This window comes from Parapusillimonas sp. JC17 (genome assembly GCF_052180245.1).
Lineage (GTDB): Bacteria > Pseudomonadota > Gammaproteobacteria > Burkholderiales > Burkholderiaceae_B > Parapusillimonas.
The window spans coordinates 405,601-418,725 of record NZ_CP197474.1; the positions used below are offsets into that span (position 1 = coordinate 405,601).

12 protein-coding genes are annotated in these 13,125 nt (G+C 61.0%); 3 read left to right on the forward strand and 9 right to left on the reverse strand.

Annotated elements, in window-relative coordinates; all coding sequences use genetic code 11:
- Entirely contained in the window at nt 1-1,242 is a 1,242-nt protein-coding gene (locus ACSBPU_RS01930) for an NAD(P)/FAD-dependent oxidoreductase (RefSeq protein WP_442595095.1), read from the forward strand.
- 138 nt (nt 1,243-1,380) lie between these two features.
- Here the strand turns inward: ACSBPU_RS01930 and ACSBPU_RS01935 are convergent, their stop codons facing one another.
- The 6 genes from ACSBPU_RS01935 to ACSBPU_RS01960 are packed head-to-tail and all read right to left on the reverse strand — an operon-like array spanning nt 1,381 to nt 7,363.
- The gene (locus tag ACSBPU_RS01935; protein ID WP_442595097.1) at nt 1,381-2,892 is read right to left on the reverse strand and encodes a M81 family metallopeptidase; all 1,512 of its coding nucleotides are present in this window, start codon (nt 2,890-2,892) and stop codon (nt 1,381-1,383) included.
- Between the two features lie 21 nt (nt 2,893-2,913).
- A complete protein-coding gene (locus ACSBPU_RS01940; protein ID WP_442595099.1) occupies nt 2,914-3,879 on the reverse strand; it encodes a dihydrodipicolinate synthase family protein in 966 nt (321 codons plus the stop codon).
- A 21-nt stretch (nt 3,880-3,900) separates the two neighbouring features.
- Nucleotides 3,901-4,716 carry an SDR family NAD(P)-dependent oxidoreductase gene (locus tag ACSBPU_RS01945; protein WP_442595101.1) on the reverse strand — a complete coding sequence of 272 codons (816 nt, stop codon included), beginning with the start codon at nt 4,714-4,716 and terminating at the stop codon, nt 3,901-3,903.
- Nucleotides 4,717-4,725: 9 nt separating this feature from the next.
- Nucleotides 4,726-5,568 carry a polysaccharide deacetylase family protein gene (locus ACSBPU_RS01950; RefSeq protein WP_180070392.1) on the reverse strand — a complete coding sequence of 281 codons (843 nt, stop codon included), beginning with the start codon at nt 5,566-5,568 and terminating at the stop codon, nt 4,726-4,728.
- Entirely contained in the window at nt 5,565-6,368 is an 804-nt protein-coding gene (locus tag ACSBPU_RS01955; protein ID WP_180070390.1) for an alpha/beta fold hydrolase, read from the reverse strand. The genes ACSBPU_RS01950 and ACSBPU_RS01955 overlap by 4 nt, the downstream gene beginning before the upstream one ends.
- 20 nt (nt 6,369-6,388) lie before the next feature.
- Nucleotides 6,389-7,363, reverse strand: coding sequence for a Bug family tripartite tricarboxylate transporter substrate binding protein (locus ACSBPU_RS01960; RefSeq protein ID WP_442595104.1), 975 nt, complete (start codon nt 7,361-7,363; stop codon nt 6,389-6,391).
- Between the two features lie 219 nt (nt 7,364-7,582).
- Here ACSBPU_RS01960 and ACSBPU_RS01965 point away from each other — a divergent pair, with 219 nt between their 5' ends.
- Nucleotides 7,583-8,542 carry a LysR substrate-binding domain-containing protein gene (locus ACSBPU_RS01965; protein WP_180070388.1) on the forward strand — a complete coding sequence of 320 codons (960 nt, stop codon included), beginning with the start codon at nt 7,583-7,585 and terminating at the stop codon, nt 8,540-8,542.
- Here the strand turns inward: ACSBPU_RS01965 and ACSBPU_RS01970 are convergent.
- The 3 genes from ACSBPU_RS01970 to ACSBPU_RS01980 all read right to left on the reverse strand — a co-directional run bounded on the left by ACSBPU_RS01970 (nt 8,510) and on the right by ACSBPU_RS01980 (nt 11,307).
- Nucleotides 8,510-8,962, reverse strand: coding sequence for a MaoC/PaaZ C-terminal domain-containing protein (locus ACSBPU_RS01970; protein ID WP_442595106.1), 453 nt, complete (start codon nt 8,960-8,962; stop codon nt 8,510-8,512). The two genes, ACSBPU_RS01965 and ACSBPU_RS01970, sit on opposite strands and share 33 nt — an antisense overlap.
- Before the next feature lie 3 nt (nt 8,963-8,965).
- A complete protein-coding gene (locus ACSBPU_RS01975) occupies nt 8,966-9,931 on the reverse strand; it encodes a Bug family tripartite tricarboxylate transporter substrate binding protein (protein ID WP_442595108.1) in 966 nt (321 codons plus the stop codon).
- Nucleotides 9,932-10,083: 152 nt separating this feature from the next.
- Nucleotides 10,084-11,307: a 4-hydroxybenzoate 3-monooxygenase gene (locus tag ACSBPU_RS01980; RefSeq protein ID WP_180070384.1), complete on the reverse strand. Its 1,224-nt coding sequence runs from the start codon at nt 11,305-11,307 to the stop codon at nt 10,084-10,086.
- Between the two features lie 222 nt (nt 11,308-11,529).
- On the opposite strand from ACSBPU_RS01980, the gene ACSBPU_RS01985 reads away from it, so the two are divergent.
- A complete protein-coding gene (locus ACSBPU_RS01985) occupies nt 11,530-13,116 on the forward strand; it encodes an acyl-CoA synthetase (protein ID WP_442595110.1) in 1,587 nt (528 codons plus the stop codon).
- Nucleotides 13,117-13,125 lie beyond the last annotated feature (9 nt).

Genomic DNA, 13,125 nt, shown 5'->3' on the forward strand with positions numbered 1-13,125 from the left:
ATGAAAGCGGACGTATTAGTGCTGGGCGCCGGCATCGTGGGCGTGAGCATCGCGCTGCATTTGCAGGCGCGGGGGCGCAAGGTGGCGCTCATAGACCGCAAGCCGCCGGGCCGGGAAACCAGCTATGGCAACGCGGGCCTGATCGAGCGGTCCAGCGTCATTCCCTATCCGTTTCCGCGCGACTTGAGCCTGCTGCTGCCCTATGCCTTCAACCGGCGCACCGAAGTACGCTATCACCTGCGGCAGCTGCCGCGCGTGGCGCGATGGCTCGCCCGTTATTGGCGGGATTCCTCTCCACGCCGCGTCGCTGCGATCGCAACGCAAATGCTCCCGCTGATGGAGCGCAGCGTGCTGGAGCATGACGCCCTGGCCGATGCCTCCGGTGCTCACCGCTATTTCCGGCGCACTGGCTGGATCGAATGCATGCGCGATGAAAAGTCTTTCCAGCGCGCGATTGCCGAAGCCGAGAACCTGGCGCCTTACGGCTTGCGGCACCGCGTGCTGGATGCCGAAGCGCTGCACAAGGAAGAGCCGTCGCTCGGCCGTGTGCTGGCAGGGGCCGTTCACTGGCAGGATCCGGTGACGGTCAGCGATCCGGGCGCCGTGACGCAAGCCTATGCGAACCTGTATCGTGACAGGGGCGGAGAATTTCTTTTTGGGGATGCCGCGACCCTGAGCCAGGACGGGAGCGCCTGGGCCGTGCGCACGGACGGAGGTGCCATTCACGCCCCCGACGCGGTGATCGCCCTTGGCCCATGGTCCTGCGGCTTGCTGCGCCCATTGGGATACCGTATCCCGCTGGCCGTGAAGCGCGGCTATCACCGGCATTTCTCCTTGTCGGACGGCGCGGTCCTGGAACACCCCGTCGTCGACGTCGAACACGGCTATGTGCTGTCGCCCATGGTGCAAGGCGTCAGGCTGACCACGGGCGTGGAGTTCGCGCATCGCGATGCATCCCCAACGCCCGTTCAGCTCGAACGCGCGACCGCCATGGCCAGGCAACTGCTTCCTTTGGGGCCGGCCGTGGAATCCGACCCATGGATGGGTTCCAGGCCCTGCCTGCCCGACATGCGCCCCGTCATCGGGCCCGCCGCCCGCCATGCCGGCCTGTGGATGGCTTTCGGACATTGCCACCACGGTTTCACCCTGGGACCCGTGACCGGCCGCCTGATGGCGGACCTGATGACCGGGACGGACCCCGGCTTTGACGCAAACCCGTTCTCGCCCGCCCGGTTTGATTAGGGGTCAGACCCCGTATGGGGTCTGACCCCACAGCGCACCGGGGAAAGACCCTGAAGAGGGTCTGTCCCCTTTGTTTTGATGGGGTCAGACCCTTTGGGTCTGACCCCTTTTTGACCTCCTCGGGCGCTGAGGCAGGGGTCAGACCCCATTCGGGGTCTGACCCCACCCCTCTTCATCCAGCGGGAATATCGGCCGTTCGAGCTTCGTGTAGTTGAACTGCGAAAAGTCGGAGCCGCAGACTCCGGGGCCGGCGACCATGACGATGTGTTTGGCGAGCTTTCCGAAGCCAGCCAGGAAATGCTGTTTGGACTTGATCAGGATGTATTTTTTGGTTTCGGGCTGGATGCCGGCGTGGGTGAAGATGCCGGTGTCGAAAGGTTCTTGGGGCTTCTTCGACACCAGGATCAGGATGCCGCCGGTGTCCAGCACCACGGTGCGTCCCAACGAAATCCGCATGCCGGTGAACATGGGGCCGGTCACGGTGTAGCTGCCGTCCGTGATATTGACGACGGTGCCGGTGAGGCGCAATGGCTTGCCGCGCAGGTTGATGGCGGGCATGTCGGTCTTGCCACCCAGGTCTATCGTGCACTGCGCGCCCATGCCGGCACTGATCAGCGACTCAACCGAGGCGGGGTCCCAATAAGGGCCGGCAACGGCATCCGTCATGCCCAGCGCCATCATTTCCCGCAGCACGCTCATTTCATCGGTCGTGCCTCCCGACGCGCAGTTGTCGCCATGGTCCGCCAGGACTACCGGCCCATCCGGAAGCCGGGCCGCCTTGGCCAAGGTCTGCTCAAAGGGTTCGTAGTCGGTGATGAAGTCGGCACGGCGCTGCCATGCCATCTCCGCCAGCTCGTCCAGCAGCTCGATGGCGTCCGCCTCTTTTTCCTTGTCGGCGACGAGAACGATGGAAAGCCCGGTATACGGGGTGTCCGCCAAGGGAAAGCCGGCGAAGACGGATGCATTCAGGACGCGCCCGCTGCGTTCGGCGTCGAGGGCCAGATCCATGATGTCCTTCATGGGCCGGCGCGATGGAGACTGGTTCAGGATCTGCGTCAGCATGGGCAGGCGCCGCCACACCAGCGTGGGCTCAACGCGTTTCTCCAGCATGGCGAGCAGCGTTCTCGCGGCGCGTTCACCGGTCTGATAGACATCAATGTGCGGATAGGTGCAGTAGCCGGTGACGATGTCCGCGTGCTGTATGAAGTCCGCGCTCAGGTTGGCATGGAAGTCCAGCGCAACGGCGATCGGCGTATGGGGCTGCACGGCACGCAGCCGGCGCAGCAGTTCGCCTTCCGCGTCCAGGTAGCCGTCTGCCACCATGGCGCCGTGCAGGTCCAGCATGATGGCATCGCAGCCCTTGGCGGCGCTTTCCACGATGGGGCGGGCAATGGCGTCGAAGGCTTCGCGTGTCACGACGCCGCTCGGCACGGCGTTGGCGCAGATCACGAAATCCACTTCGGCATTCAGTTCGCGGGCCAGGTCCAGGTAGGCGGCAACCGCGTTATTGGTGCCCGCGCAGGCCTTGACGGCGTCGGCGCCGTAACAGGGGCCTTCGTACATGGATCCACGGCTGAATGACTGCACAACCGTGGGCTGGGTCGAGAACGTATTGGTTTCGTGTTTGAACAGGGCAAGGACGAAGCGCATGGTGCTTTCCAACGGAAATGGTTATGTCATCAATCGCGCCTGGCGCATGACCTGCCGGCATTCTTCCAGCTCCGCTTCGCTGGCCGCGCCGGCGGGCGGACGGGCGTCTCCGCCCTTCAGGCCCAAGTGCGTGCTAAGTGCCTTCGACAGGGCCAGGTGATGGAAGCCTTGGGCGAAATAACGGCTTTGCAACTTTTGCGCGATCGAGACGATCTCGCGCAGCTTTGCGCAGGCGCGCTGCAAGTCGCCTTGCAGCGCGCTGTCGACAAAGTCGCCGCAGCGCGGATACTTTGCGTTCTGCACCAAGAGCGGACGAGAGGAGCCCATCATGAAATCCGGCGCGATGTCCGGGTAGACCATCTTGCCGAACAGGAAATACTCTTCCAGAGATGTCGCGACGGCAATGGTGTCGCCCACGCTTTCCATCATCGACGCATACGCCGAGAAATCCATGGTGGAGTTATGCACGCCCACCAGATTATCGATGGGCAGCAGGGCCTTGACCATGGACGGGTTCAGATAGAAACCCAGCTCGGTCAGCGTGGTGCTGTACACGAAGAAGCCGCAGTCGATGCTCGATGCGACGGTTTCGTAGAACTTCTGGATGCCGTCGGCGGTTTTGGGGCCGTAGTAGGGCGGCCAGATCATGACGGCGTCCGCGCCGCACTGACTGGCATGCCGGGCCTGGTCGATCACGTTCTGCACACTGGTGTCCGACACGCCCACGATCGTGGGCACGCGGCCATCGACCGTTTCCAGGATGATTTCCGTGACAAGGCAGCGCTCGCGCTGGGTGAGCGTCCAGAATTCCTGGTGGATGGAATGCACCGACAAGCCGCCCACGCCGGGCAGCTGGAGCGTGGTTTCCACGTTATGCCGAAGACCCGCCTGGTCCACTTCGCCGTTTGGCAGAAACGGCGTGTACAGAACGGTAAAGTAGCGCTTGAAGCGCTCGCGGATCTGTCGGCGCAGATGATTGGGCGTCATGCGTTGAACGATGAAATCGGATCAATATGCCGACCGGCCGCCGTCCGCCGGGATGGATGCGCCGGTGATCATGCGGGATTCGTCGGATGCCAGGAACAAGGCGATGCCGGCGACGTCTTCAGGTTCGCCGAACCAATATGGGTAGGCCTTGATGGTGTCGTCGACTTTCATGGAGTCTTCGCTCTTGCCCGGTTGTCCGGGTATGCCATAGGTGTCGCGAATGCGCTGTGTATTGATGCGGCCGCAGCAGATCGCGTTTGCCCGCACGCCGTCCTTGGCATAGGCGCCCGCCAGGTTGCGTGTCACGGACACGATCGCGCCCTTGGCCGCCGAATAGATATGCGCCTTGCCCGATCCGCGCAGCGCCGCGCCCGACGACATGTTGACGACGCTGCCGCCGCCGGATGCCACGATTTTCGGGATGGCGTAGCGGCAGCCCAGCAGGGTGCCTCGCAAGTCCAGGTTCATGGTCTTGTCCCAGATATCGAGCGGCACGTCGGTGACCAGCGAGTCTTGCGGCAGCGAGCCGCCTGCGGTGTTGAACAAGCAGTGCAGCGCGCCGAAGCCGGCCACCACGTCTTCCATCAACTGCCGGACACTGTCGTCGCTGGTCACGTCCACCGCAAACGCCCTGGCTCTTGCCGAGTCGGGACAGATGGATAGCGCAACCGATTTCACGGCATCGAACTGGATGTCCGCCAGCGCAACCCGCGCGCCTTCGGCGGCGAACATCTTGGCGGCGCATTCGCCGATGCCGGTACCTGCGCCGATGATGAGCGCGACTTTGCCCGCCAATCGGCCGGGCCTGGATACGGTGTTTTCTTGATTGGAAGGCATGTTGTTTTCTCAGGCAGGTATGAAGGGGGAGCGTTCGTCGTACAGGCGGGCGGCCTGTTCCAGCGTAATGAACTGCGCGTTCTTTTCCTGCAGGGAATTCAGCAGTTTTTCCAGCATGATCATGCGGTGGCCGCGTCCGATGACATAGGGATGACAGGTGTAGGTCAGGATGCCCCAGTCGCAGGTCCGGCGCATGTACTCGAAGTCGTTCACCCAGTTTTCCAGCACGCCCGAGGCATTCTGCAGTCCGGGCGCCAGCGACTGGCCGACCCGCAGGTACTCGAAGTGCGGGAAGTCGTCGAGCGTCCAGCTGATGGGCAATTCGATAAGAGGAGTGGACTTGCCGAACTGCATGGGTTCGTCGACTGAAACGACGTCGCCCTGGCGCACGCGGTACGGTTCATGGTCGTTGCCCATCATGCTGCTCTCGTACAGGAAACCATGGCGCAGCAAGAGCTCTACCGTGGACGTGCTGAGGTCCCACGATGGAGAGCGATAGCCGCGCGGGGCGTCGCCCGTGAGCTTGCGGATGATGTCGATGCCGCGCACCAGACCGTCTTCTTCCTGCTCGGGCGTCAGGTTGGCGGGCGGCACGTGTGTCCAGCCGTGATGGCCGATTTCGTGGCCGGCGGCAAGAATCTGTTCGCATTCCCTGGGGTAGGTGCCGATGACGACGCCGGGGATGAAAAACGATGCCTTGATGCCGTAGCGCTGCAACAGTTCAAGAATCCGGGGCAGCGCGACCGCGCCGAATTCTCCCCGGGAAACCGGGGTGGGCGTGGTCAGGCCGCGCGCCACCAGCCCCGACATTGCGTCGAAATCGAAAGTGATGCAAGCGTAGTGCTGACTCATGATTGTGCCTTGCTCAGGAAGTCCAGCAGGTACTGGACACAGCGTTGCGGATAGCCGTCGCAGATATTATGCGCTGCCGTGTCGATGTATTGAAGCTGAGAATTGGGAATGCGTTGCTGCATGTCGACGTAGGCATTGGCGTGTCCGATCGATTCCTTGCCCGCAGCAACGATGAGCGTTGGACACTTGATTTGCGTCAGCTCTTCCATGAAGTCATGCGTGCACATGTGCAGCACGAAGCGGGCAATGAAGGCCGGGTCGTTGGATCCGGTCTGGTCGATGAACCATTTGACGAGATCGGGGTCGGCGGTTTCGTCGAAGCGCTCGTGTATGGTCTGGGCCAGAAACGGCTTCAGTCCGATCTCTTTGATCTTGGGAATCCAGGTGGGGGCGTGGCTATGCTTGAGGCCGGGTGTCGCGGCATAGGTAGCCAGCGTCTTGACCTTTTCCGGATGCTGTATGGCGAGCTGCTGGGCGACATAGCCGCCGGCGGAATTGCCCACCACATGCACGCGGCCTTCACCGGCCAGGTCGATCAGCTGGGCGGCGTCCTGTACCAGCAGGTCGAGCGAGAAAGGGTCGCTTTCAGCGGGCATGCCGGAATCGCCGTGCCCGCGCAGATCCATTCTGATCACCCGGTACTTTTGCAGCAAAGTCGGCATCCAGCTGAACCAGCGCGTCGAGTTTCCCATGGCGGGATGCAAAAGCAGTATTGTTTCAGCCTTGGTCCACGGCGGGGTGAAGTCATCGACGTGGTAAGCGATTTCCAGGCCGTCGTGTGAAGTGAAGGTCGAATGCATGTCGCGTCCAGTATCCGTGATTAGTTGATCGAGATTTTCGCAGCGGTAATCAGCTTGTTCCACTTTTCAAGTTCGGATTTGGTCAGCGCTTCGAATTCGGCGGGCGTACCGCCGCGCAGTACGTAGCCCAGGCCCACGACGCGTTCCTTGACCGCCGGGTCCTTCAGCGCTTCGTTGAACGCATGATTCAGCTTGGCGACGACGTCCGCAGGAAGATTCTTGGGACCGTACACGCCCCACTGGGTGCTGCTGTTCACGTTGGCCAGGCCGGCTTGATCGAAGGTCGGCACATCGGGCATGGCTTCGCTGCGCGTTTCGCCGGTGACGGCCAGGGCGCGCAAGCGGCCTTCTTCGACCGGGCCGCGAGCGGAGCTGATGCCGGTGAACGTCAGCGGAACCTGTCCGGACATGACCGCCGTCAGCGCTTCGCCGGTGCCTTTGAACGGCACGTGCTCGATGTCCACATCGGCAACCATGTTGAAGAGTTCGCCGGCCAGGTGCGTGGAAGCGCCATTGCCGCCCGATCCGTAGAAGAGCAGTCCGGGTTCCTTCTTGGCCAGGTCGATGAGTTCCTTGAGCGACTTCGCCGGCACCTTGGGGTTGGCAACCAGGATCACCGGGCCGGAAGCCAGATGTACGACGGGGGTGAAATCCTTGACCGAGTCGTACGGCAGGTTGTCGCGCAGGCTGGGATTGATCATGAAGGTGGAGTCGACGATGAGCAGCGTGTAGCCGTCGGGTGCCGCCTGGGCCACTTGCTGGGTGCCGATGATGCTGGAGCCGCCCGGCTTGTTGTCGACGATGATCTGCTGGCCCAGTACGTCGGCAAGCCGTGGAGCCATGACGCGGGTAAAGATGTCGGTTCCGCCGCCGGGGGCGAAGGGAACGATGACGCGGATGGGACGTTCGGGCCAATCCTTGGCGGCGCTGGGCGCCGATATCAATGCGGCCGACATGGCGAGTATTGAGCCTATGAGTTTAAGGCCGATTTTCATTGCAGTCTCCTGGAGGGTTTTGAGTGGCGCCGGATGCTCGCGCATCCCCCATATGGGACACGCATCCATATAGGAATATGAAACCACAGCCTGTCAAATTTTGCAATGAAAAAATCATTGTGCATTAATCAGTGCAATATGTATTGCACTGACAATACGTTGCAAGGCATTATTCTTTATGATGGCAATGTGCCATTTCTATTGTTGCGGAGGCCCATCATGCAGCGATTCGCCACACTAAAGCAGCTTAATGCGCTGTACATCACGGCTAATGCGGGAAGCGTGACCGAGGCAGCAAAGATCCTGCACGTAACGCAGCCCACCGTGACACTGCAGATCAAGCAATTGGAAGAGGCGGCGGGTTTGCCTTTGTTTGAAAAACTGGGTCGGGGGATCGTGCTTACCGAAGCCGGACGGATCCTGACTCAACATGCGTCGAGAATCATTGCCCAATGGCACGACGCCTCGCAGGACCTGGAAGCGTTAAGAACGAAAGCCCAGCAGACGCTGCGAATCGGGGCGATTCAGACTGTCGAATACCTTCTGCCGCCGCTGCTGATCGCCTTTTCCGAACAGGACCCGAGCGCCAAGATCGAGCTACGGATCGGCCAAAGGGACGAGGTGGTAAAGCTGCTTCGAGAGCGGTCCGTCGACATGATCATCCTGGAAGACGACACGGTCGACGACGAGTTCGATTATCAGGTGTTCGCCGACCACCCCATGGCATTCATTGCTTCGCCACAGCATGCCTTGTCTCACGACGGTTCATTCACGTTGAAGGAAGTCGTCAACTCCGGGCTGATCGTCCGGGAAACCGGCGCCAGCACGCGCAGGGTGGTCGAAGGAATATTCAAGTCCCACGGGACGCCGTTCCAGTTCAAGTCGGAGTTTTCCAGCAATGTCGCGATCAAGCGGATGGTCGAAGCGAACCTGGCAGTGGGCTTCGTGTCGCTGCATGCCTGCAAGGTCGAGATAGAGCGCCATCTCATTGTGCCCATCAGCAGCTGCCGGCTGCAAGGCTGGCCGCATCCGCAGTGGTGCGTGATTACCGAGAAAGGCGCCGAGCATCGGCCGCTTGCAAGAAGCTTTGTCGACTTCCTGCTGACCGAAGGAAGGGCGGTGACCGAGTCGTACTTTGGCTACCAGTCAGCGCTTGAGCAAAGTGGCGAACCAGCTTAGCTCTACGACCACTTCGTCATTCTGGTTCAACACCTCTCTTCGCATCTGAATCGTTCCGCGGTTGCCGGCCTTGCTTTCGGACCGGCCGATGATTTCGGCGCGAACCCGGATGGTATCGCCTATGAATACGGGCTTCTTGAACGCGCAGCGGATTTCCTTCACGCCCAAAGTGCTGGTTTCGATGGCGCGCATGAAGTCGCTGCGGACCATCAGGCCGGTCGTGATGGAAACGACCAGCATGCCGTGCGCAATCCGCCTTCCGTAAGGCGTGTGCTTTTCGGCATACTCGGCGTCCATGTGCAGCTTGTGGAAGTCGCCCGACACGCCCGCAAAGTTGACGATGTCGGCTTCCGTGATGCTGCGGGCTCCGGTTTCGAACCGGTAGCCCTCGACGATGTCCTCGAAGTACAGGTCGTGCACGGCTTACTTCCCTATGGCGCGCGACCACTTCGCGTGCTCGCGCTTCAGGAACTCTTGGAACTCCGGCCCGCTTTGATTGATCGCCTCCAGGCCGGATTGGTTCAGCGCCTGGATCGCCTGTTCGGAGGACACCGCCGCCTTCAATGCGTCGGTGAGCTCTTTCACTTGCGCAGCCGGAGTTTGCGACGGCGCGAAGAAACCGAACCACGATTGAATGTTGTAGCCCTCGACGCCTTGTTCGCTGACGGTGGGCACATCGGGCAAGGCCTCGTTGCGCTCCAGCGAAGATATGCCCAGCACTTTGAGCCGACCGTTCTGAATATAGGGCAGGGCTACGCCCATTTCAACGGAGGAAACCTGTACGTGGCCCGCCACCAGGTCGGTGACGACGGCTGATGTGCCGCGGTATGCCACGAACAGCAGGTCGATGCCGGCTTCGCGGGCAAGAAGCTGCCCGGCCAGGTGATGGGGCGTGCCCGGACCCGAATCGCCCCACGAAAGGCTGTCTTTGCTTGACTTGGCGAGAGCGATGAGCTCTTTGATGTTGCTTGCGGGCACGGATGGATTGGCCACGATGACATGGGGAACGCCGGCGGTCAGGTTCAGCGGCGTCAGGTCTTTTGCGGGATCATAGCCGGGTGGCGGCTCGAGCAGCGGACGTACGCTGATCGTGCTGGTCGAGCCCAGAAGCAGGGTCTTGCCGTTGGGTGTGGAGCGTATCGTGTGCAACGCGCCCAGCGAACCCGAGGCCCCGGGCCGGTTGTCGACGACGACGGTGGACTTCAGTTCTTTGGCCAACGGCTCTGACACCGCGCGGGCAACCAGGTCGACGCTGCCTCCCGGTGCGAAGGGCACCACCAGCGAGACAGGCGCATTGGAGGCGCCCTGGGCAGCGGCGAAAGACGTGAAGGAAATCAGTAATGAAAAACCAATAGCCTGGATGGGTCGGGCTAACAAGCTGTGTTTCATGGGAATGCTCCTCGGGTGTTCATATATGCGTTCTTATCAGCATGAAGGCAGCGGGTGCTCAGCTATCAGCAATTAAAGAGGATGTCCGGTCGGGCATCCAATAAAATTTCTGGCTCGACGCATTAAGTAAATTTATGGATTGAGATAAATATTTAGCAAATCTGGGGATAGCGAGGCCGGTCGGCGGGAAGAAACGATGTCTGCAGCGGCGTGCCTGCATAGCACTCGGCCAGGCTGGTGGCCGCGGCCCGGTTGCTGGTCAGGTATTCCAGTTGGGCGAGCTGGACTTGGCGGTGGTATGCGTTCTTGTTGTCCCAGTCCAGTCTTTGTAGCACCGAGGTCATCTTCCAGGTGAACTGCTGCGCATGCCAAACGCGCTGCAGGCACAGCTGGGTATAGCTTTCCAGATACTCTATCGATGACTTCCTGAAGTATTCGGCGATCCCGTCCGCCAGGATGCATACGTCGGCAATCGCCTGGTTCAGTCCGCGTCCGCCGGTGGGCGGCACCATATGAGCGGCATCTCCGGCCAGGAACATCTTCTTGTACTGCATGGTGTGGCACACGAAGCTGCGTATGTCGAAGCGGGTCTTCTCCAGTATCTTGCCCTCTTCAAGCTTCCAGTCCGCATTCGTTTCCAGTCGCGTTTGAAGCTCTTGCCAGATGCGCTCGTCGCTCCAGTCGTCGACGGTGTCCGTCAGCGGGATCTGCAAGTAGTTCCGGCTGATACTGGGGGAGCGCATGCTATGCATGGCATAGCCGCGTTCGTGAGCGGAAGTCACCAGCCATTTGCTCGAGGGCTTGGCCTGGGCGACGATGCCCAGCCAGGCGAAGGAGTAGTTCAGCTCATACGCTTCCAGCTTGTCGGCGGGAATGGTCTGCCGGCCGATTCCGTGGTAGCCGTCGCAAGCGGCGATCAGGTCGCATTTCAGTTCTTTCTCCTGCCCTTCATGGATGTATTCAATGACGGGCCGGCCATCCAGATCCCTGATGCGCAGCGCCTGCGCTTCAAAGAAAAGCTTGCCATTGTCTTGCTGGCGCCGGTGTATGAAGTCCTTGACCACCTCTTGCTGGCCATAGACCATGTTGACGCGGCCACCTGCGAGCTCCCTCCAGTTGATGAACCGCCGCTTGCCCAGGAAGCGGATCTCCATTTGTTCCTGGGGCAGGCCTTCCTTCATCATTCGTTCGCCGACGCCGATTTCCCTGAAAAGGGCGCTCACGTCGGAATCGAGCACGCCCGCCCTCATCCGGGCTTCCACATACGCCTGGCTGCGCGCTTCCAGAATCACCGAGTCGATGCCGTGTAGGTAAAGTAGATGTGAAAGCACCAATCCCGATGGCCCCGCCCCGATGATGCCTACCTGTGTGCGCATGTTCTGCTCCTGATCCTTGAATGGAAAACAAGTAAGGACTCTACCGAGCGCGACGGGGCTTAACAAATTAAAAAAGCGGTGCGAACCATAGGAAAAAACCTATGGTTCGGCATGCGCGACGCATAGATTTTTCTCTATGATTTCAAGGGGAAAACTCATGCATTGCACGCGGCGTACGACTGTAAACTCGTCTCTGTCTCGCATAACCATCGAGGGTAAGCAATGCTTGGAAAGGAATGGAACGCCGTTGTCGACGGCAAGCTTGTCGTACCGGCGGCTTTCAATTTTGCGGCCGACGTGCTCGAACGCCGTGCCCGCGCGCATCCGGAACATACGGCGATCATCAGCGTGGGCGAGGGAGGCTCGGAAGATGTCTGGAGCTATGCCCGGGTCAACGAGACTGTCGGCCGCCTTGCCGCCGCGCTGGCCGAGCGCGGTGTAAACCCGGGCGACCGGGTGCTGATCTTCATGCCGAGAACGGCGCTTTGGCTTGTCGCGATGGCTGCGTGCCATTACGTGGGCGCCATCCCCGTACCAAGCGTCACTCAGATCGGCGTGTCGGAAGTGAGCTATCGAGTCAAGCGTAGCGGAGCCCGGGCGGCCATCACGTCCTCGGAGCTGGCGGACCGTTTCTCGGAAGTTCTGGACCTGCTTGCGTTGCGGTTGTGCCGGGGATCCGCCGACGGATGGGAAAGCCTGGATGAAGTCATTGCGACGCCGCGCCCGGCCATCGTGCCCGCCGTGATGCCCGCCGATGCGCCGGCCTTGATGTATTTCACTTCCGGATCCTCGGGCTTGCCGAAGGCGGTTGTGCATGCCGCGCGTGGTGTCTTCGTACGCAGCTGGCAGCCATGGCATATGTTCGGCACGTCGACGCGGGACGTGATCTGGACGACCAGTGACACGGGATGGACGCGGGCGGGCTCCTGCCTGTTGTACGGCGCCTGGTTCTGGGGCGCCACGTCGCTGGTCGTCGAGCCGAACTTGTCGGCGCAGGAAAAAGTCGACATGTTGGCCAAGTATTCCGTGACCATGTATAGCGCTGTCGCGACGGAGCTGCGGCAAATCATTTCCACGGCGACGAAAGCCTCGTTGCCCAAGCTGAAATTCACCCTGTCGGCCGGCGAGGCCATGACGGTGGACCTGTCACGGCGTTGGGCGGATTTTTCGGGCGCTCCGCTGCTGGTGGCATTCGGCCAGACCGAAACGCCTCAGTGCACCATCACTTCAGCGGAAGAAGTTTCTCAGAACGGATCCATCGGGCGTGCCATGCCGGGCAATGTCGTTGGTGTTATCGACGCTCATGATGCGCTATGCGAGCCCTGCGAGGTCGGGGAGCTGGCCGTGCGTGGAGACAACCCTGGCTTGATGCTGGGCTATTGGGTCGATGATTCGGTCGAGAGCGCGTTCTCCGACCGGGGCTGGCATCGGACCGGGGATTCGGCGCGCAGCGATGCGGAAGGCAATCTCTTCTTCATCGGGCGCACCGACGATATCATCAGTTCATCGGGCTATCGCATCGGCCCCACCGAAGTCGAGAACGCTCTGATGGGTTATCCGGCGGTAAAGGAGTGTGCGGTGACGTCAGCCCCGGACCCGCTGAGAGGAGAAGTGGTAAAAGCGTACATCGTGCTGCATCAGGGCCATCAGCCGTCGCAGCAACTAATCGCCAGCATTCAGGACCACGTAAAGGGCGTTATCGCTCCGTACAAATATCCACGCCAGATCCAGTTCCTGCAGGATCTGCCCAGAACTGCGTCGGGGAAGATTTCTCGGCGTCTGCTGCGCGAAACCTTCTCGGTTCGCTAGGGCCTGATA

Coding starts and splice junctions, on each gene's coding strand:
- ACSBPU_RS01950 (WP_180070392.1), bottom strand. CDS start 5,568: ATGAGTCAGCACTACGCTTGCATCACTTTCGATTTCGACGCAATGTCG.
- ACSBPU_RS01955 (WP_180070390.1), bottom strand. CDS start 6,368: ATGCATTCGACCTTCACTTCACACGACGGCCTGGAAATCGCTTACCAC.
- ACSBPU_RS01980 (WP_180070384.1), bottom strand. CDS start 11,307: ATGCGCACACAGGTAGGCATCATCGGGGCGGGGCCATCGGGATTGGTG.
- ACSBPU_RS01975 (WP_442595108.1), bottom strand. CDS start 9,931: ATGAAACACAGCTTGTTAGCCCGACCCATCCAGGCTATTGGTTTTTCA.
- ACSBPU_RS01965 (WP_180070388.1), top strand. CDS start 7,583: ATGCAGCGATTCGCCACACTAAAGCAGCTTAATGCGCTGTACATCACG.
- ACSBPU_RS01935 (WP_442595097.1), bottom strand. CDS start 2,892: ATGCGCTTCGTCCTTGCCCTGTTCAAACACGAAACCAATACGTTCTCG.
- ACSBPU_RS01930 (WP_442595095.1), top strand. CDS start 1: ATGAAAGCGGACGTATTAGTGCTGGGCGCCGGCATCGTGGGCGTGAGC.
- ACSBPU_RS01985 (WP_442595110.1), top strand. CDS start 11,530: ATGCTTGGAAAGGAATGGAACGCCGTTGTCGACGGCAAGCTTGTCGTA.
- ACSBPU_RS01940 (WP_442595099.1), bottom strand. CDS start 3,879: ATGACGCCCAATCATCTGCGCCGACAGATCCGCGAGCGCTTCAAGCGC.
- ACSBPU_RS01945 (WP_442595101.1), bottom strand. CDS start 4,716: ATGCCTTCCAATCAAGAAAACACCGTATCCAGGCCCGGCCGATTGGCG.
- ACSBPU_RS01960 (WP_442595104.1), bottom strand. CDS start 7,363: ATGAAAATCGGCCTTAAACTCATAGGCTCAATACTCGCCATGTCGGCC.